This window comes from Geodermatophilus sp. SYSU D00663 (assembly GCF_054050655.1).
Window position 1 is genome coordinate 112,794 of record NZ_JBJGZT010000011.1, and the last position, 17,878, is coordinate 130,671.

At 77.1% G+C, this 17,878-nt stretch carries 17 protein-coding genes; 11 read left to right on the forward strand and 6 right to left on the reverse strand.

Annotated elements, in window-relative coordinates:
• Window positions 1-24 precede the first annotated feature (24 nt).
• The 7 genes from ACI79Z_RS10800 (at window position 25) to smc (ending at window position 6,818) form a co-directional block, all read left to right on the forward strand.
• Complete coding sequence (locus ACI79Z_RS10800; protein WP_387993223.1) at window positions 25-651, forward strand: YceD family protein; 627 nt, start codon at window positions 25-27, stop codon at window positions 649-651.
• A 2-nt stretch (window positions 652-653) separates the two neighbouring features.
• Window positions 654-833: a 50S ribosomal protein L32 gene (gene rpmF, locus ACI79Z_RS10805; protein WP_089402499.1), complete on the forward strand. Its 180-nt coding sequence runs from the start codon at window positions 654-656 to the stop codon at window positions 831-833.
• Between the two features lie 11 nt (window positions 834-844).
• Window positions 845-1,675 carry a ribonuclease III gene (gene rnc / locus ACI79Z_RS10810; RefSeq protein WP_456902618.1) on the forward strand — a complete coding sequence of 277 codons (831 nt, stop codon included), beginning with the start codon at window positions 845-847 and terminating at the stop codon, window positions 1,673-1,675.
• Window positions 1,676-1,678: 3 nt separating this feature from the next.
• Window positions 1,679-2,554 (forward strand): bifunctional DNA-formamidopyrimidine glycosylase/DNA-(apurinic or apyrimidinic site) lyase, encoded by an 876-nt coding sequence (mutM, locus tag ACI79Z_RS10815; protein WP_456902619.1) that lies wholly within the window; start codon window positions 1,679-1,681, stop codon window positions 2,552-2,554.
• Window positions 2,551-2,826 carry an acylphosphatase gene (locus ACI79Z_RS10820; RefSeq protein WP_387993214.1) on the forward strand — a complete coding sequence of 92 codons (276 nt, stop codon included), beginning with the start codon at window positions 2,551-2,553 and terminating at the stop codon, window positions 2,824-2,826. The genes mutM and ACI79Z_RS10820 overlap by 4 nt, the downstream gene beginning before the upstream one ends.
• 151 nt (window positions 2,827-2,977) lie before the next feature.
• Window positions 2,978-3,169: a hypothetical protein gene (locus tag ACI79Z_RS10825; protein ID WP_387993211.1), complete on the forward strand. Its 192-nt coding sequence runs from the start codon at window positions 2,978-2,980 to the stop codon at window positions 3,167-3,169.
• A gap of 76 nt (window positions 3,170-3,245) precedes the next feature.
• Window positions 3,246-6,818: a chromosome segregation protein SMC gene (smc, locus tag ACI79Z_RS10830; RefSeq protein ID WP_456902620.1), complete on the forward strand. Its 3,573-nt coding sequence runs from the start codon at window positions 3,246-3,248 to the stop codon at window positions 6,816-6,818.
• A gap of 7 nt (window positions 6,819-6,825) precedes the next feature.
• On the opposite strand, the gene ACI79Z_RS10835 is transcribed toward smc, so the two are convergent.
• Both ACI79Z_RS10835 and ACI79Z_RS10840 read right to left on the reverse strand, forming a co-directional pair.
• On the reverse strand, window positions 6,826-7,641 hold the full coding sequence (locus ACI79Z_RS10835) for an endonuclease/exonuclease/phosphatase family protein (protein WP_387993498.1): 816 nt from the start codon (window positions 7,639-7,641) through the stop codon (window positions 6,826-6,828).
• Window positions 7,642-7,645: 4 nt separating this feature from the next.
• On the reverse strand, window positions 7,646-9,361 hold the full coding sequence (locus ACI79Z_RS10840) for an alkaline phosphatase D family protein (protein WP_456902621.1): 1,716 nt from the start codon (window positions 9,359-9,361) through the stop codon (window positions 7,646-7,648).
• A 72-nt stretch (window positions 9,362-9,433) separates the two neighbouring features.
• Between ACI79Z_RS10840 and ftsY the strand changes: the two genes are divergently transcribed.
• Window positions 9,434-10,672: a signal recognition particle-docking protein FtsY gene (ftsY, locus tag ACI79Z_RS10845; protein WP_387993492.1), complete on the forward strand. Its 1,239-nt coding sequence runs from the start codon at window positions 9,434-9,436 to the stop codon at window positions 10,670-10,672.
• A 77-nt stretch (window positions 10,673-10,749) separates the two neighbouring features.
• On the opposite strand, the gene ACI79Z_RS10850 is transcribed toward ftsY, so the two are convergent.
• Genes ACI79Z_RS10850 through ACI79Z_RS10865 form a run of 4 tightly spaced genes read right to left on the reverse strand, consistent with a single transcriptional unit; the run spans window position 10,750 to window position 13,310 of the window.
• Window positions 10,750-11,496, reverse strand: a complete 747-nt coding sequence (locus tag ACI79Z_RS10850) for an energy-coupling factor ABC transporter ATP-binding protein (protein WP_456902622.1) — start codon at window positions 11,494-11,496, stop codon at window positions 10,750-10,752.
• Window positions 11,493-12,275 (reverse strand): cobalt ECF transporter T component CbiQ, encoded by a 783-nt coding sequence (gene cbiQ / locus ACI79Z_RS10855; protein WP_387993486.1) that lies wholly within the window; start codon window positions 12,273-12,275, stop codon window positions 11,493-11,495. Before cbiQ ends, ACI79Z_RS10850 begins: the two co-directional genes overlap by 4 nt.
• Before the next feature lies 1 nt (window position 12,276).
• Entirely contained in the window at window positions 12,277-12,609 is a 333-nt protein-coding gene (locus ACI79Z_RS10860; RefSeq protein WP_387993483.1) for a PDGLE domain-containing protein, read from the reverse strand.
• Window positions 12,606-13,310, reverse strand: a complete 705-nt coding sequence (locus ACI79Z_RS10865; RefSeq protein ID WP_456902623.1) for an energy-coupling factor ABC transporter permease — start codon at window positions 13,308-13,310, stop codon at window positions 12,606-12,608. Before ACI79Z_RS10865 ends, ACI79Z_RS10860 begins: the two co-directional genes overlap by 4 nt.
• Window positions 13,311-13,649: 339 nt before the next feature.
• Between ACI79Z_RS10865 and ACI79Z_RS10870 the strand changes: the two genes are divergently transcribed.
• The 3 genes from ACI79Z_RS10870 to ACI79Z_RS10880 all read left to right on the forward strand — a co-directional run bounded on the left by ACI79Z_RS10870 (window position 13,650) and on the right by ACI79Z_RS10880 (window position 17,794).
• Window positions 13,650-14,990, forward strand: coding sequence for an ammonium transporter (locus ACI79Z_RS10870; protein ID WP_387993470.1), 1,341 nt, complete (start codon window positions 13,650-13,652; stop codon window positions 14,988-14,990).
• On the forward strand, window positions 14,987-15,325 hold the full coding sequence (locus ACI79Z_RS10875; protein WP_073421809.1) for a P-II family nitrogen regulator: 339 nt from the start codon (window positions 14,987-14,989) through the stop codon (window positions 15,323-15,325). Before ACI79Z_RS10870 ends, ACI79Z_RS10875 begins: the two co-directional genes overlap by 4 nt.
• 102 nt (window positions 15,326-15,427) lie before the next feature.
• Window positions 15,428-17,794, forward strand: coding sequence for a [protein-PII] uridylyltransferase (locus tag ACI79Z_RS10880; RefSeq protein WP_456902624.1), 2,367 nt, complete (start codon window positions 15,428-15,430; stop codon window positions 17,792-17,794).
• Window positions 17,795-17,878 lie beyond the last annotated feature (84 nt).

Sequence of the window (17,878 nt, forward strand, 5' to 3'; positions counted from 1 at the left end):
ACCCTGACGACCGCGAGTACCGACATGCCTGCCGCACCTGCCGACCGCCGCCCCGGCGCCGCGTCCCCCGACGCCCGGCGCCCTGCCGCCGACCCCTGGGCCGTGGAACTGCGCGAGCTCGGCCGCCGTCCGGGCTCGATGCAGGAGCTCGACCGCACCGTCCCGGCCCCCGAGGGCTGGCGGCTGGAGATGATCGGCGTCCCCGAGGGCGCGCCGGTCCACCTGCGGCTGCGGCTGGAGTCGGTGATGGAGGGCGTGCTGGTCTCCGGCGACGTCGAGGTGCCGGTCGAGGGCCAGTGCGCCCGCTGCCTGGACCCGGTCGAGGACACCTACGACCTCGACGTCCAGGAGCTGTTCGCCTACCCGGGCAGCACCACCGAGGCCACCAGCGAGGAGGACGAGGTGCGTCTCGTCGAGGGCGAGCGCATCGACCTCCAGCCGATGGTGCGCGACGCCGTCGTCCTCGCCCTGCCGCTCTCGCCCACCTGCACCGAGGACTGCGCCGGCCTGTGCTCCGGCTGCGGCCAGCGCCTCGACGACCTGCCGGACGACCACTCGCACGAGCTGGTCGACCCCCGCTGGGCCGGCCTCGCCGGCCGTTTCACCACCGGAGCGGTCACCGACCGTCCGGGCGACCCTGAGGAGAACTGACCGTGGCCGTCCCGAAGCGGAAGATGTCCCGCGCCAACACCCGCGCCCGCCGGTCGCAGTGGAAGGCGAGCGCCCCCACGCTGGCCCCCTGCCCGAACCGCGCCTGCGGCCAGCTCAAGCCGCCGCACCAGGCCTGCCCGAACTGCGGCCAGCACGCCGGCCGCCAGGTCCTCTCGGTCTGACCCGGTACGACGTGGGCAGCGCCGCCCGCCCGCCGGTCGTCCCCGACGGCGGCTCGCCGGCGGGACCGGCGCACGCCGACTCCGCGGCCGCCTGGCTGCTCGACGCCCTCGGCATCGAGCTGCCCGGCGGCCTGCTGGCGTTGGCGCTGACCCACCGCTCCTACGCCTACGAGCACGGCGGCCTGCCCACCAACGAGCGGCTGGAGTTCCTCGGCGACGCGGTGCTCGGCCTCGTCGTCACCGACGAGCTGTACCGCAGCCAGCCGGACCTGCCCGAGGGCCGGCTGGCCAAGCTGCGCGCCTCGGTGGTCAACATGACCTCGCTGGCCGGGGTCGCCCGGCGGCTCGGCGACGGCGGCCTGGGGCCGCACCTGCTGCTCGGCCGCGGCGAGGAGACCACCGGCGGCCGGGAGAAGGACTCGATCCTCGCCGACGCGCTCGAGGCGCTGATCGGCGCCGTGCACCTGGGCGTGGGCCTGGAGACCGCGGCGGCCGTCGTGCACCGCCTGTTCGACCCGCTGCTGGTCGAGTCCGCCACCCGCGGCGCCGGCCTGGACTGGAAGACCAGCCTCCAGGAGCTCGGCGCCGCCCGCGGCCTGGGCGCCCCCGTCTACGACGTCACCGACGAGGGCCCGCCGCACGCCAAGACCTTCACCGCCGCGGTCTCGCTGGCCGGCGTCGTCCGGGGCAAGGGCACCGGGCGCACCAAGAAGGCCGCCGAGCAGGAGGCCGCCGAGGCCGCCTGGCGCGCCGTCTCCGCCGACGCCCCCGCGCCCGCCGACGCCCCCGCGCCCGCCGACGCCCCCGCGCCCGCCGACGCCCCCGCGCCCGCCGGGGACTGACCCGTGCCCGAGCTGCCCGAGGTCGAGGTGGTCCGGCGCGGCCTGGAGCGCTGGGTCGCCGGGCGCACCGTGGCCGCCGTCGAGGTGCACCACCCGCGCGCGGTGCGCCGGCATCTCGAGGGCGCCGACTCCTTCGTGCAGTCGCTGACCGGCCGCACGCTCAGCGCCGCGCACCGCCGCGGCAAGTACCTGTGGCTGCCGCTGACCGAGGCCGACGGCACACCCGCCGGCCGGGCGTTGGTCGCCCACCTCGGCATGAGCGGGCAGCTCCTCGTGGAGAAGCGGTCCCAGCCCGACGAGACCCACCTGCGCGCCCGGTTCACCTTCACCGACGGCGGCCGCGAGCTGCGCTTCGTCGACCAGCGCACGTTCGGCGGGCTCGCGGTCGAGGACGCGGACGGCGAGCGGATCCCGCCGCGGCTGGCGCACATCGCCATCGACCCGCTCGACACCTCGTTCGACGAGGCCGGCTTCAGCGCCGCGCTGCGCCGCCGGCGCACCGAGGTCAAGCGGGCGCTGCTCGACCAGACGCTGATCGGCGGCGTCGGCAACATCTACGCCGACGAGGCGCTGTGGCGGGCCCGCCTGCACGGCACGCGGCCCACCGACCGGCTGACCCGCACCCAGGTCGCGGACCTGCTCGACGGCGTGCGCAGCGTGCTCGGCGAGGCGCTGGCGCAGGGCGGCACCTCGTTCGACTCGCTGTACGTCGACGTCAACGGGCAGAGCGGCTACTTCTCCCGCTTCCTCGCCGTCTACGGCCAGGCCGACCGGCCCTGCCCGCGGTGCGGGACGCCGATCGTCCGGGAGTCCTTCACGAACCGGTCGAGCTACAGCTGCCCGCAGTGCCAGCCGCGCCCGCGCGCGAGGCGGTCGTGAGCGACGCCGTCCGCGTGCGCGTGCTGGTCTCCGGCCGCGTGCAGGGCGTCGGCTACCGCTGGTTCGTCCGCGGCCTGGCCGAGTCCGCCGGCCTGTCGGGCTCGGCGCGCAACCTGCCCGACGGCCGCGTCGAGGTCGAGCTGGAGGGACCGGCCGACGACGTCCGCGCCGTCGTCGCCGCGCTGAGCGGCCCGGACGCCCCCGGCCGGGTGACCGGGACGGTGCAGGAGGACCGCGAGGTGCAGGGGGTCCCCGGCTTCACCACCGCGTGACGAAGGCGACATCCCCCCGACACGATGACGCTCCGGTCTTGGCGTTGACCTGCGTGTCGGGGGCTGTCACCCTGGGGACACCGAGCCCGCGCCGACCGACCTCCCGGGGCGGCGGGCACCCCCTCTCGCTGTCGGAAAGGCCGTTTCCGCCATGGCCAAGGCCCTGTTCGGTTCCGTCGTGTCCCCCGCGGAGCTCCGCGTACTCGAGGAGAACGCGGTCCTGCGTGCCAAGGTGCGCCGCCTGGAGCAGGAGCTGACCGAGCTGCGGGCCCAGCGGGAGGCGGCCATCGCCCACGAGCTGATGAGCCTGACCGGCGACAACGCCGAGCCGGCCCTCGCGTAACCGCGTCCTCCTCCTCAGCACCACCCGCCTCGCCCGCCCCGGCGCACCGGCCCGGGAGGACTAGGCTGCCGAGTCCGTGCACCTGTCCAGCCTGACGCTCAAGGGCTTCAAGTCCTTCGCGTCCCCGACGACGCTGCGGCTCGAGCCGGGCATCACCGCCGTCGTCGGCCCCAACGGCTCGGGCAAGTCCAACGTCGTCGACGCCATCGCCTGGGTCCTGGGCGAGCAGGGCGCCAAGTCGCTGCGCGGCGGCAAGATGGAGGACGTCATCTTCGCCGGCACCGCCGGCCGCCCGGCGCTGGGCCGGGCCGAGGTGACCCTCACCATCGACAACGCCGACGGCGCGCTGCCGATCGACTACACCGAGGTCTCGGTCACCCGCCGGATGTACCGCTCCGGCGAGAGCGAGTACGAGATCAACGGCGACAAGGTCCGCCTGCTCGACGTGCAGGAGCTGCTCAGCGACGCCGGCATCGGCCGCGAGATGCACGTCATCGTCGGCCAGGGCCAGCTCGACGCCGTGCTGTCCGGCCGCCCCGAGGACCGGCGCGCGTTCGTCGAGGAGGCCGCCGGCGTCCTCAAGCACCGCAAGCGCAAGGAGAAGGCGCTCCGCAAGCTCGACGCGATGCAGGCCAACCTCGACCGGCTGGCCGACCTGACCGCCGAGCTGCGCCGCCAGCTCAAGCCGCTGGGCCGCCAGGCCGAGGTCGCCCGCCGCGCCGCCGGCGTGCAGGCCGAGCTGCGCGACGCCCGCCTCCGGCTGCTCGCCGACGACCTGGTCGGCCTGCGCGACGCCCTCGCCAAGGACGTCGCCGACGAGACCGCGGCCCGCGAGCGGCGCGCCGTCGTCGAGGCCGAGCTGGTGCAGGTGTCGACGCGGGAGGGCGCGCTGGAGGCGGCGCTGGCCGCGGACGCGCCGCGCCTGGGTGCCGCGCAGGACACCTGGTACCGGCTGTCCGCGCTCGGCGAGCGGTTCCGCGGCGTCGCCCAGCTGGCCGCCGAGCGGCACCGCCACCTGTCCGCCGCCGGACCCGCCCCCACGGGCGGCCGCGACCCCGAGCAGCTGGAGGCCGAGGCCGACCGGGTCGCCGCGACCGAGGCCGAGCTCGCCGCCGGGCTCGAGGCCGAGCGCGGCCGGCTCGCCACCGCCGTCGCCGCCCGCGCCGGGCTGGAGGAGGCGCTGGCCGCGGAGGAGCGCGCCTGGGTGGCCGCCACCCGCGCGCTCGCCGACCGCCGCGAGGGCCTGGCCCGGCTGTCGGGGAAGGTCGCCGCCGGGCGCTCCCGCGCCGCCGCCGGGCAGGCCGAGGTGGAGCGGCTGGCCCAGGCCGCCGCCGAGGCGGCCGCGCGCGCCGAGGCCGCCGGGGCGCGGCTGGCCGAGCGGCGGGCCGGCGTCGCCGACGCCGACGACGAGGACGTCGCGCTGGTCACCGCGCACACCGACGCCGTCGCCGCGCACACCGCCGCCGCGCGGGCGGTCACCGAGCTCGCCGACGCCGAGCGCGCCGCCGAGCGCGACCGCGCCTCCTGGGCCGCCCGCCGCGACGCGCTCGCCCTGGGCCTGGCCCCCGCCGACGGCGCGGCCGCCGTCCTCGCCTCGGGCCTGCCCGGCGTCGTCGGGCCGGTCACCGACCGGATCACCGTCGCGCCCGGCGCGGAGGTGCCGCTGGCCGCCGCCCTCGGCGGGCTGGCCGAGGCCGTCGTCGTCACCGGGGTCGCCGAGGCCACCGCCGTGCTCGCGCGGCTGCGCGACACCGACGCCGGCCGCGCCGGGCTGCTGGTCACCGGCGGCCCGCCCCCGCTGCCGCGCGAGGGCTGGCCGGCGCTGCCCGAGGGCCTGTCCTGGGCGCTGGACCTCGTCGAGGCGCCCGCGGAGCTGCACCCGGCGCTGGCCCGCGCGCTCGACCGGGTCGCCGTCGTCCCCACCCTCGACGCCGCCCGCGCGCTGGTGGCCACGCACCCGCGGGTGCGCGCGGTCACCGCCGACGGCGACCTCGTGGGCGCCGACTCCGCCACCGGCGGCGCGACGAACGCCCCCTCGGGCCTGGAGGTGCGCGCCCGCGTCGACGAGGCCGAGCGCGAGCTCGCCGCCGCCAGCGAGCGCGCCGCCGACCTCGCCGACCGGCTGGCCGCCGCCCGCGAGACCGCCCGCGCGCGCTCGGCCGACGTCGACGCCGCCCTGGCCGCCCGCCAGGCCGCCGACCGCAGCCGCTCGGCGCTCGCCGCGCAGCTCGCCGAGCTGGGTGCGGCGGCCCGGTCGGCCGCCGCGGAGGCCGAGCGCTCGGACGCCGCCCGGCGGCGCGCCGAGCGGGCGCTGGAGGAGTCGCGGGCCGGGCTCGCCGAGCTCGAGGCCCGGCTCGCCGAGGCGGAGGCGGCGCCGGTCGAGGAGGAGCCGTCGGCCGAGCAGCGCGACCGGCTGCGGCTGGAGGTGGCCGCGGCCCGGCAGGCCGAGACCGAGGCCCGGCTGGCCGTGCGGACGGCGGAGGAGCGGGCCCGCGCGCTGTCCGGGCGCGCCGACGCGCTGCGCCGCCAGGCCCGGCAGGAGCGGGCCGCCCGCGAGCGCGCCGCGGCCGCCCGGCTGGCCCGCCGCCGCGGCGCGGAGGTCGCCGCCCGGGTGCGCGCCGGCGCCGAGGAGGCCCTCGCCGCGCTGACCGGCTCGCTGACCCGCGCCGCGGCCGAGCGCGACGAGCTGGCCCGGCAGCGCACCGCCCGCGAGGCCGAGCTGCTCGAGGTCCGCACCCGGGTCCGCGCGGCGACCGCGGAGCTGGAGCGGCTCACCGACGAGGTGCACCGCGACGAGGTCGCCCGCGCCGAGCAGCGGCTGCGCATCGAGGCGCTGGAGGAGCGCGCCGCCGAGGAGTTCGGCGTCGACCTGCCCACGCTGGTCGCCGAGTACGGGCCGGCCGCTCCGGTGCCGCCCACCCCGGCGCAGGTCGCCGCCGCCGAGGCCGCAGGCGAGCCCGAGCCCGCCGCGGTGCCCTACGACCGCGCCACCCAGGAGCGCCGGGCCGCCCGCGCCGAGCGGGACCTCACCACCCTCGGCAAGGTCAACCCGCTGGCGCTGGAGGAGTTCGCCGCGCTCGAGGAGCGGCACACCTTCCTCGCCACCCAGCTCGAGGACCTCAGGGCCACCCGCCGGGACCTGCTGACCGTCGTCCGCGAGGTCGACGGGCGCATCCACGACGTGTTCGCGTCCGCGTTCGCCGACGTCGCCCGCGAGTTCGAGGGCGTCTTCGCCACCCTGTTCCCCGGCGGGCAGGGCCGGCTGGTGCTCACCGACCCCGAGGACATGCTCACCACCGGCGTGGAGATCGAGGCCCGCCCGCCGGGCAAGAAGGTCAAGCGGCTGTCGCTGCTGTCCGGCGGCGAGCGCTCGCTGACCGCCGTCGCGCTGCTGGTGTCGATCTTCCGGGCGCGGCCCTCGCCGTTCTACGTGCTCGACGAGGTCGAGGCCGCCCTCGACGACGTCAACCTGGGCCGGCTGCTCACCCTCGTCGAGCAGCTGCGGGCGACGTCGCAGCTGATCGTCATCACCCACCAGAAGCGGACGATGGAGATCGCCGACGCCCTCTACGGCGTGAGCATGCGCGGCGACGGCATCACCGGCGTCATCAGCCAGCGCCTGCGCGAGGCCGACGCCGCGTCCGCCTGAGGCGTCCTCAGACCCCGGAGGGGACCAGCAGGTCGACGACGAGCGGCAGGTGGTCCGAGGCGCCGGCGCCGTCGAGGACCCGCGCGCCGGCGACCTGGATGCCCGGGGTCACCCACACCTGGTCGATGCGCGCGTGCGGGGCGCGGGCGGGGTGCGTGAGGCCCTCCTCGCGCTGCCAGAAGCGCCACCGCGCCTGGTCCTCGCGCTCGCCCGCGACCTCCCAGGCGTCGGTGAACCGCTCGCGCAGGCCGGCGAGCTCGGGGGCGTCGGGGGCGGCGTTGAGGTCGCCGACCAGCACGCCGGTGGCCATGGACTCGGTGGTCAGCGCCGCCAGCAGCTCCACCTGCTCGGCGCGCTCGGCCGCCGACCGCGTCGTCAGGTGGGTGGTGGTCACCCACAGCGCGCCGCCGTCGAGCTCCACCAGGGTGCGCAGCGCGCTGCGCGGCTCGCCGCTGCCCGGCAGCGGGTGGACGTCGCTGACCAGGATCGGCAGCCGGGACAGCAGCGCGTTGCCGTACTGACGCCGCGGCGCGTCCCCGGGGCGGGCCTCGTCGATCGCCGGGCCCCACGCCAGCTGCACGTCCAGCGCCCGGGACAGCAGCAGCGCCTGGTCGACGTCCTCGCTGCGCTCGCCGAAGTGCCGGTCCACCTCCTGCAGGCAGATGACGTCGGCGTCGGCGGCGGCGAGCACCTTCGCCAGCCGCGGCAGGTCGTGCCGCCGGTCGTCGCCCACGCCGTGGTGCGTGTTGAAGGTGACCAGCCGGACGGGGATGGGCGGCTGGTCGGGCCCGGGGGCCGGCTTGACACCACGGGGATCGGTCACCCCGTCAGCCTGTCACCTCCGCCGCCGGGGCCGCAGCGGGCACCGGACCGGCCAGCGGCAGGTCGAGCACCTGCTGCAGGCACTCCTCGCCGTCGGCCCGGTGGTCGCTCACGTGCAGCACGAACCGCGCCCGCCGGCCCTCGAGCACCAGCTCGCCCACCTGGTTGCCGAAGAACGGCCCGGCCGCCTTGACCCACTCCACCGACGCGGGACGGACGCGGGCCGCCCGCGCGATCGCCCCGGTCAGCCGCCGCGCCCAGCGGCTCCAGCCGATGCGGAACCCGACCCGGATCGGGTGCGGCGCCTGGTTGTGCAGCGGCGAGACGGTGAGCTGGTGCACCCGCCCGGACAGGCCGCCGGGGGAGACCACCTCGGCGGCGTAGGCGTGGTGGACGTCGCCGGAGAGCACCACCGCCGTCGCCGGCGCCCGGCCGTGCTCGCCGCGGGCCGCGGCCAGCAGCGCGGCGGCCAGCCGGTCGAAGGAGTGCCCGAACGCGGCCCAGTGCTCGAGGTCGGCGGCCTGCCGCAGCGCCTCGGCCAGCCGGCCCAGCGGCCGCCCCTCGTGCCGGACCGCCAGCGCCTCGTCCCAGCGCTCGATCGCGTCGATCGCGTGGGGGAGCAGCCAGGGCAGCGACGTGCCGACCAGCAGGTGCTCGACGCCGTCCGCGACCGCGGCCCGCACCTGCTCCTCGATCCAGGCGAACTCGTCGTCGTCGACCATCCGGCGGGACTGCTCGTCGAGCACCCGCCCGGCCCGGCTGTCCACCACGAGCAGCCGCGCGTCGCCCCAGTGGCGCACGTAGCTCCAGCGCACCGACCGCGGGTCCCGGTCGGCGACCTCGGCCATCTCGCGCAGCACCGGCTCGGCGTCGGCCCCCTCGGGCAGCGCGCACACCGCCTGCCACGTCCCGCTGGCCGCCAGCTCGGCGGGGGAGAGGTTGCCCAGGTGCTGGTAGACCCAGTAGCTGACCATGCCGCCGGCGATGCGGTCGGCCCACCAGTCCGTCGTGGTCACCCGGCGCCGCCAGGCGGCCGAGGTGTTCCAGTCGTCGATCATCTCGTGGTCGTCGAACACCATGGACGACGGGACGGTGGCCAGCAGCCACCGCACCTGCGGGTCGCTCCAGGACTCGGCGTAGAGCCGCGTGTACTCCTCCAGGTCGTGCACCTGGGCGTCGTGGCGCACCGGCCCGCCCCGGCGCAGGCCCAGCCAGCTGCGCGTCGCCGGGGTCAGCTCGTCGGCGTAGACCTGGTCGCCGAGCAGCACCAGCGCGTCCGGCCACTCGCCCTCGGGCAGCGCCGCGACCCGCTCGGCGTAGGCGTCCAGCGCGTCGGGCGGGATGCCCTCGGCGACGTCGACGGTGCCCGGTGAGGCGTAGCGGCAGGAGCCGAAGGCCAGCCGGAAGGGCCCGGGCCGCCCGGGCGTGCGGATCCGGCTCGGCGGGAACGGCGAGCCCTCCTCGGGCCACACCCGGACGCCGTCGGTGCCGTCGGTCGACAGGTGCACCTCGTAGGGCGTGGTGCTGCCCGGCGCCAGCCCCTCGACGACGACGAGCGCGTAGTGGTGCCCGCCCACGCGGAAGGTGCGCGCGCTGCGCCCGAGGACGTCGACGGTGCACGGGCGGTCGGTCTCCACCCACACGGTCGCCGACACGGGGTCGACGTGTCGCAGGAGCGGGCCGAGCAGGAGGGCCGGGGGATCCCCGGCAGGCGGCGGCATGGCCGCCAGCCTCGCCCACCGACCCGGGTTCCGCCCAGAACCCGCTGAGCGCGAACTGGGAGACTGACCGGCATGGAGTTCGTGCTGATCGCGATCGCGATCGTCCTCGTGGCCCTGGTCGCCGGGGTGGGCCTCCTGGTGGGCCGCGGTCGCCGTACCACCCGGCTGGACGAGGACGCCGCCGCCGGCACCACGCTCACCCGCCCGCGGCCGCCCACGGCGCCACCGCCCGCGCCGCCGCGGGAGGACCGGCCGTCGGGTGCCACCGCCTCCGGTCAGGGTCTCGCGCCGGCCGAGCCGGACACCGTCTCGCCCGAGACGCCGCCCGCCGTCGAGCTGCCGCCGGCCGAGGCGGAGCCGGGCGTCGTCTTCGAGACGCCGCCGCCGTCGGCCGGCCGGCTGGTCCGGCTGCGCTCGCGGCTGGCCCGCTCGCAGTCCTCGCTCGGCCGCGGCCTGCTGACCGTGCTCGCCCGCGAGCGGCTCACCGAGGACGACTGGGAGGAGGTCGAGGAGACCCTGCTGGCCGCCGACGTCGGCGTCGCCGCGACCACCCAGATCGTCGAGCGGCTGCGCACCCAGTCGATGGTGCTGGCCACCGCCACGCCCGCCGACCTGCGCGCGCTGCTCGTCCGCGAGCTGACGGCCGTCCTCGGGCCCGACCTCGACCGGAGCCTGGCCACCGACCGGCACGGGGGGCGGCCCGGCGTGCTCCTCGTCGTCGGGGTCAACGGCGCCGGCAAGACGACGACGGTCGGCAAGATCGCCCGCGTGCTCGTCGGGGACGGCAAGAGCGTCGTCCTCGGTGCCGCCGACACCTTCCGCGCCGCCGCCGCCGACCAGCTCGAGACCTGGGGCGAGCGGGTGGGCGTGCTCACCGTCCGCGGGCGGGAGGGCGCCGACCCCGCGTCGGTGGCGTTCGAGGCGGTGCGCACGGGCGTCGAGGCCGAGGTCGACACCGTCGTCGTCGACACCGCCGGGCGGCTGCACACCAAGTCCGGCCTCATGGACGAGCTGGGCAAGATCAAGCGGGTCGTGGAGAAGCAGAGCCCGGTCACCGAGACGCTGCTGGTCCTCGACGCCACCACCGGGCAGAACGGCATCGTGCAGGCGCGGGTGTTCACCCAGGCCGTCGACGTCACCGGCGTGGTGCTCACCAAGCTCGACGGCACCGCCAAGGGCGGCATCGTCGTCTCGGTGCAGCGCGAGCTCGGCATCCCGGTCAAGCTGATCGGCCTGGGCGAGGGCGCCGACGACCTCGCGCCGTTCGAGCCGGAGGCCTTCGCCGAGGGCCTGGTCGGCGCCGCGGACTAGCGGGAGGACCCCCTCCTCCCCACCCCTCGCACGCTCGGGGCGGTGCCCGGGAGGGGCCGGACGACGTCGACGGAGGCTCAGACGCGGGTCGGGTCGAACCCGAAGGGCAGCTCGAGCCGGTGCGCGGCCAGCAGGTCGGCGTCGGAGAGCAGCTCGCGGGTCGGCCCGTCGGCGACCACGACGCCGCCGTCGAGCACCACCGAGCGCGGGCACAGCTGCAGGGCGTAGGGCAGGTCGTGGGTGACCATCAGCATGGTCACCGGCAGGGCCGTGAGGACCTCGGCCAGCTCGCGCCGGCCGGCCGGGTCCAGGTTCGACGACGGCTCGTCGAGCACCAGCACCTCCGGGTGCATCGACAGCACCGTGGCGACGGCGACCCGGCGGCGCTGGCCGAAGGACAGGTGGTGCGGCGGGCGGTCGGCGGCGCCGGCCATGCCGACCTGCTCCAGCGCCGCGGCCACCCGGGCGGCGACCTCGGGCTCGGGCAGGCCGAGGTTGCGCGGGCCGAAGGCGACGTCCTCGCCGACGGTCGGCATGAACAGCTGGTCGTCGGGGTCCTGGAAGACGATGCCGACCCGCCGGCGCACCTCCGCGAGGTTCCGCTTCTCCACCGGCAGCCCGCCGACGGTCACCCGGCCGCGCCCGCCGGCGAGGATCCCGTTGAGGTGCAGCACGAGCGTCGTCTTGCCCGCGCCGTTGGGCCCGAGCAGCGCCACCCGCTCGCCGGGCTCGAGCCGCAGGTCCACGCCGAACAGCGCCTGGTGGCCGTCGGGGTAGGCGAAGGCGAGGTCCTCCACGAGGAGTGCGGACGGGGGAGTGCTCACCCCAGCAGCATCCCCGCCGCGAGCACCGCGGCGGCGGACAGGGGCAGGCTCAGCGCCACCAGCCACGCCCCGGCGGGCACCGCGGCGACCGGCCCGGTGGGCAGCGCGCCGGTGTACCCGCGCGACAGCATCGCGAGGTGCACGCGCTCGCCGCGCTCGTAGGACCGCACGAACAGCGCCCCGGCGCCGGCGGCCACCACGCGCAGCGCCCCGGGCCCGCGGCTCCGGAAGCCGCGGGACTCCCGGGCCACCCGCATCCGGCGCAGCTCGCCGCCGACGACGTCGGCGTAGCGGACCATGAACGCGAGGATCTGCACGAGGACCGCCGGCAGCCGCAGCCGCTGCAGCCCGCGCACCAGCTCCCGCGGCTCGGTGGTGGCCGCGAGCACGGTGGCGGCGAGCACCGACAGCGTCGCCTTGGCCAGCAGCCCGAGGCCGGCGGCCAGCCCGCTCTCCGACAGGGACAGGCCGAGCACCTCGACCCGCGGGCCGCGCGACACGACCGGCAGCAGCAGCGCGAAGACCAGGAACGGCACCTCGACGACCAGCCCGCGGGCCAGCCGCCCGGCCGGCACCCGCGCGACGGCGGCCGCGGCGAGCACCAGGGCGGCGTACCCGGCGTAGGCGGCCGGTGCCCACCCCGCGTGCACCGGGGTGGCGACGACGACCAGCGCGAAGGCCAGCACCGCGACCAGCTTCACGTGCGGCTCGAGGCGGTGCACCACGCTGGTGCCGCTGACGTAGGCCGCGCCCAGCGGGCCGCCGTGCCCGGCGCCCACGTCAGTCCTCCGCGGAGGTGCTGCCCACCTCGGCCGGCCGGCCGCTCCGCCGGCGCAGCAGGAGGGTCAGGCCGCCGGCGAGCACCAGGGTGACCGCGACGCCGGCGATCCCGGCCAGCCCGCCCGACAGCCGGCCGTCGTCCACGCCCTCCACGGCGTAGTCGGCCAGCGGCGACCCGGCGGTGGCGCTGTCGCGGGCGGTGTCGGCGAAGCCGGTCTCGCCCGCGGCCCACTCCAGGCCGTCGGGGTGCGAGCTGGCGTAGTGGCTGACGAAGCCGGCGACGACGAGCGTGACGAGCAGGCCCACGAGCCACAGGCCGCGACGGCGGCTCATCGCACGGCCTCCTCGGTCCGCAGGCCCGGGCGGGTGGCGAGGTCGGCGGGGCGGCGCAGGTGCGCGGCGCCGTGCACGAGGTCCGGCCGCACCGACAGCACCGCGCCCAGCACCGCGACGGTGATGACCGCCTCGCCGATGCCGATGAGCACGTGGATGCCGCCCATGGCCGCGGCCACCGTGCCGAGGGGCACGTCGGCGACCCCACCGGCGGCGAACAGCGCGACGAAGGCGAGCGCGGCCGCCGGCACCGACGCGAACGCCCCGGCACCGGCCGCGGCGAGCAGCCCGCCGCGGGTGCGCGGCAGGACCCGCAACAGCAGGCGGAACAGGCCGTAGCCCACGCCGACGGCGACCACGCCCATGAGCGTCACGTTGGTGCCCAGCGCGGTGAGCCCGCCGTCGGCGAAGAGCACCGCCTGGACGACGAGGACGACGGTCGTGCAGAGCACCGCCGTCCAGGGCCCGACCAGGACCGCGGTGAGCGCGCCGCCGATCAGGTGGCCGCTGGTGCCGGCGCCGACCGGGAAGTTGACCATCTGGACGGCGAAGACGAAGGCGGCGGTGAGGCCGGCCAGGGGAGCGGTGCGCTCGTCGAGCTCACGGCGGGCGCCGCGCAGCGCGAGGGCGACCGCGCCGGCGGCCGCCGCACCGGTGGCCACGGACGTCGGCGCGTCCAGGAAGCCGTCGGGGACGTGCACGCGGACCTCCACGGGACTCGCGGGCGGCCGGGTACCACCCGCGGGAACCTTATTGCACACAGTTTGCAACTGCACACCCCTCGCAGACGGACTCCGGGTGTGGCCGCGGCCACGCCCACGCGCCCCGGCAACACGGCCGTCACACGACCCCGGGACACGCGGCGCGGAGTTCACGGTCCGGAAACGCGGCGACGACGCCCCCGGAAACAACGCCCCGGCACCGTGAACGCCGCGTCGCCGCCAGGGAAGGGGGCGACCGCGACCCCGACCGTCCCCGGCCCGCCGGGGCCCGTTCCCTCGTTGCGGCCGACGGCCCACGACCCACCTCAGGAGGTTGCCGTGGTCAACACCGGCGACACCGCCTGGATCCTCACCAGCGCGGCTCTCGTGCTGTTGATGACGCCGGGCCTCGCGCTCTTCTACGGCGGCATGGTCCGCGCGAAGAGCGTCCTCAACATGATGATGATGAGCTTCGGCGCGCTGGCGCTCATCACCGTGCTCTGGGTGCTCTACGGCTACTCCGTCGCGTTCGGCGACGACGTCGGCCTCGGCCTGCTCGGCGACCCGGGCGAGTTCTTCGGGCTCAAGGGCCTCATGGAGGACACGACGAGCGAGGCCGGCGGCCTGCCGTCGATGGCCTTCGTCGGCTTCCAGGCGGTCTTCGCGATCATCACCGTCGCCCTGATCTCCGGCGCCATCGCCGACCGCGCCAGGTTCGGCTCCTGGATGGTCTTCGCCGGCATCTGGGCCACCGTCGTCTACTTCCCGGTCGCCCACTGGGTCTTCGACTTCACCCTCACCGACGACGACGGCGTGGTCACCCACACCGGCGGCTGGATCGCCAACGACCTGGCGGCGATCGACTTCGCCGGCGGCACCGCGGTGCACATCAACGCCGGTGCCGCGGGCCTCGCCCTGGCCCTGGTGCTCGGCAAGCGGCGCGGCTTCGGCCGCGAGGCCATGCGCCCGCACAACCTGCCGCTGGTCATGCTCGGCGCCGGCCTGCTGTGGTTCGGCTGGTTCGGCTTCAACGCCGGCTCCGCGCTCGCGGCCAACAACACCGCCGCCGTCGTCTGGGTCAACACCCTCGCCGCCACCGGCGCCGCCGTCCTCGGCTGGCTGGTCACCGAGAAGCTGCGCGACGGCCACGCCACCTCGCTGGGCGCCGCCTCCGGCGCCGTCGCGGGCCTGGTCGCCATCACCCCGGCCTGCTCCGCGGTCTCGCCGGTCGGCGCGATCATCGTGGGCGTCGTCGCCGGCGCGCTGTGCGCCCTCGCCGTCGGCCTGAAGTACCGCCTCGGTTACGACGACTCCCTCGACGTCGTCGGCGTGCACCTCGTCGGCGGCCTCTGGGGCACCCTGGCCATCGGCTTCCTGGCCGACCCCGACGCTCCGGCCGGCGTGGAGAGCCTCTTCTTCGGCGGCAGCGTCGACCAGCTCTGGCGGCAGGCCGTCGGGGCCGGCGCGGTGCTCGTGTTCTCCTTCGTCCTGACGCTGGTGATCGCCGCGGTCGTCAAGGCCGTCATGGGCTTCCGGGTCAGCGAGGAGGACGAGGTCGCCGGCATCGACACGGTCGTCCACGCGGAGTCCGGGTACGACTTCACCAGTCTCGGTGGCGGCAGCGGCTCCGCGCTGCACCAGGCCACCACCCCCAAGACCACGGAAGGGGTCCGGGCATGAAGCTCGTCACCGCCATCATCAAGCCCTTCAAGCTCGACGACGTGAAGAACGCCCTCGAGCTGATCGGGATCACCGGGCTCACCGTCAGCGAGGTCCAGGGCTTCGGCCGCCAGCGCGGCCACACCGAGGTCTACCGCGGCGCCGAGTACCAGGTGGACTTCGTCCCGAAGGTCCGCATCGAGGTCGTCGTCGGCGAGATCGAGGCCGCCCGCGTGGTGGACGCCGTCGTCGAGTCGGCCTCCACCGGCCAGATCGGCGACGGCAAGGTCTGGGTCACCACGATCGACGAGATCGTGCGGGTCCGGACCGGCGAGCGCGGCGAGGACGCGCTCTAGCCGGGTCCCGACCGGAGCCCGTCCGTCGGCCGGGGTGGTGGGGCGACCACCGCCCCGGCCGACGCCGGTGCAGCCCGTCGACCGAACCGACCAGGGGGGACCGTGCCGGACCTGAGGGGGCTGCCCGACCTGCCGCGTGCCGGGCGGGTGCGGGTGCTCGACGCCTGGCTGGGCGGCCTGCTGGCCGACGCCGTGGCCGGCACGCCGCCGCCGCGGCAGGGCCGGGGAGGCCCGCCCCCGCGCACCGGCACCGACGGCGTCGCGCTCGTGGCCGTGGGCAGCCTCGGCCGGCGCGAGCCGCCCCCGCACGGCGACCTGGACCTCGTGCTGGTCCACGACGGCCGGCCGGAGGTCGCCGCCCTCGCCGACGCCGTCTGGTACCCGATCTGGGACGCCGGCGTCCGGCTGGACCACTCGGTGCGCTCGGTGGCCGAGGCCGTGTCGGTGGCCTCCACCGACGTGAAGGCCGGCCTCGGCCTGCTCGACGCGCGGCTGGTCGCCGGCGACGCGGCCCTCGCCGCGGCGCTGCGCACCGCCACGCTGGCCAGCTGGCGGCAGTCGGCGTCGAGGCTGCTGCCGCAGCTGCGCGACCTGCGCCGCGGCCGCGCCCGCCAGGTCGGCGAGCTGGCCTTCCTCCTCGAGCCCGACCTCAAGGAGGCCTACGGCGGCCTGCGCGAGGGCCAGGTGCTGCGCGCGGTCGCCGCCGCCCAGCTCGGCGACGAGCCCTCCGCCGAGGCCGAGGCGGCCTACTCCTTCCTGCTCGACGTCCGCGACGAGCTGCGCCGCCGCTCGGGCCGGCCCACCGACGTCCTCGTGCGCCAGGAGCAGCGCCCGGTCGCCGCGGCGCTCGGTCTCGCCGACGAGGACGTGCTGCTGCGCGAGGTGAGCCTGGCCGGGCGCCGGCTGGCCTTCGTCGCCGACGACACCTGGCGGCGGGTGGAGGCCGCGCTGGTCCGGCGGCCGCGCGCCCGCTACCGCCGGGTGCGCCGCGAGCCGCTGGCCGAGGGCGTGGTGCGCCAGGGCGACGAGGTGGTGCTCGCCCGCGACGCGCGCCCGGCCGCCGACCCCGGGCTGGTGCTGCGCGGCGCCGCGGCCGCGGCCCGGGCCGACCTGCTGCTGTCGCCCTACACGCTCAAGGTGCTCGCCGTGCACTCGCCGCCGGTGCCCGAGCCGTGGCCGGCCGAGGTGCGCTGGTCCTTCCTGCGGCTGCTGGCCAGCGGCCGCGCGGCGGTGCCGGTCCTCGAGCAGCTGGACCAGGAGGGCCTGCTGGCCCGGCTGCTGCCGGAGTGGGACCAGGTGCGCTCACTGCCGCAGCGCCACCCGTGGCACCGGTTCACCGTCGACCGGCACCTGGTCGAGGCCGCCGCGGCCGCCGCCGAGCTCACCCACGACGTCGACCGGCCCGACCTGCTGCTGGTCGCGGCGCTGCTGCACGACGTCGGCAAGGGCTGGCCCGGCGACCACAGCGTCGTCGGGGAGCCGGTCGCCGCCGGCGTCGCCGAGCGCATGGGCTTCACGCCGGCCGACGTCGCCACCGTGGGCACGCTGGTCCGCCACCACCTGCTGCTGCCCGACACCGCCACCCGCCGCGACATCGACGACCCGGCCACCATCGAGCGGGTCGCCGACACGATCGGCCGGGACGCGCAGGTGCTGCACCTGCTGCACGCGCTGGCGCAGGCCGACGGCGCGGCCACCAGCACCTCGGCGTGGTCGCCGTGGAAGGCGCACCTGGTCGCGCACCTGGTGGCCCGCGTGCAGGCGCACCTCGGCGGCACCGTGGTCGACGGGGCCGACCCCGTGCTGCACCCCACCGAGCCGACGGTCACCCAGGCCGGCGGCGACGGCGCGGTCACCGTGGGGGTCGAGGACGTCGCCGACGGGCAGCAGGTGACCATCGGGGCGCCCGACTCGCACGGCCTGTTCAGCCGGCTCGCGGGGGTGCTCGCGCTCAACCAGCTCGACGTCCGGGCGGCGAAGGTGAACGTCGTCGAGGGCCGGGCGACCGCGGTGTTCGCCGTCCGCCCGCGGTTCGGCCGCGCGCCGCAGCCGACGATCCTGGCCGACGCCGTCCGCGCCGCCCTGGAGGGGACGCTGCCGCTGGCCGACCGGCTGCGCCAGCGCGAGGCCGACTACCGGCAGGACGCCGCCCGGTCCGTGCCGCCGCGGATCTCCTGGCACGACTCGGAGGTCAGCGGGGAGGCGACCAGCATCGTCGAGGTGCGCGCCGGCGACCGGGCGGGCCTGCTGTACCGGCTCACCGCCGCGCTCGTCGCCGAGGGCCTCGACGTCACCTCCGCGCGGATCGAGACCCTGGGGGCCGACGCCGCCGACTACTTCTACGTCTGCAACCCCGCCGGCTGCCCGATCGACGCCGGGCAGCGGGCCCGGGTCGAGGCGGCGCTGGTGGCCGCGGCGCGCGGCGCCGTCCCCGACCCGGCACGCACCGGCGGTGACACACCGGGCTGAGGCGACCCGGAACTGTCGGTGCCCCGTGCGACCGTCGGGACGAGGCGGGACGGACCGGTCCCGCATCCGACGCCGAGGGGGATC

Excerpts from the sequence above, each read along its gene's own strand:
- ACI79Z_RS10860 (WP_387993483.1), bottom strand. The coding sequence starts at position 12,609 with ATGAGCCGCCGTCGCGGCCTGTGGCTCGTGGGCCTGCTCGTCACGCTC.
- ACI79Z_RS10840 (WP_456902621.1), bottom strand. The coding sequence starts at position 9,361 with ATGCCGCCGCCTGCCGGGGATCCCCCGGCCCTCCTGCTCGGCCCGCTC.
- ACI79Z_RS10800 (WP_387993223.1), top strand. The coding sequence starts at position 25 with ATGCCTGCCGCACCTGCCGACCGCCGCCCCGGCGCCGCGTCCCCCGAC.
- ftsY (WP_387993492.1), top strand. The coding sequence starts at position 9,434 with ATGGAGTTCGTGCTGATCGCGATCGCGATCGTCCTCGTGGCCCTGGTC.
- ACI79Z_RS10875 (WP_073421809.1), top strand. The coding sequence starts at position 14,987 with ATGAAGCTCGTCACCGCCATCATCAAGCCCTTCAAGCTCGACGACGTG.
- ACI79Z_RS10825 (WP_387993211.1), top strand. The coding sequence starts at position 2,978 with ATGGCCAAGGCCCTGTTCGGTTCCGTCGTGTCCCCCGCGGAGCTCCGC.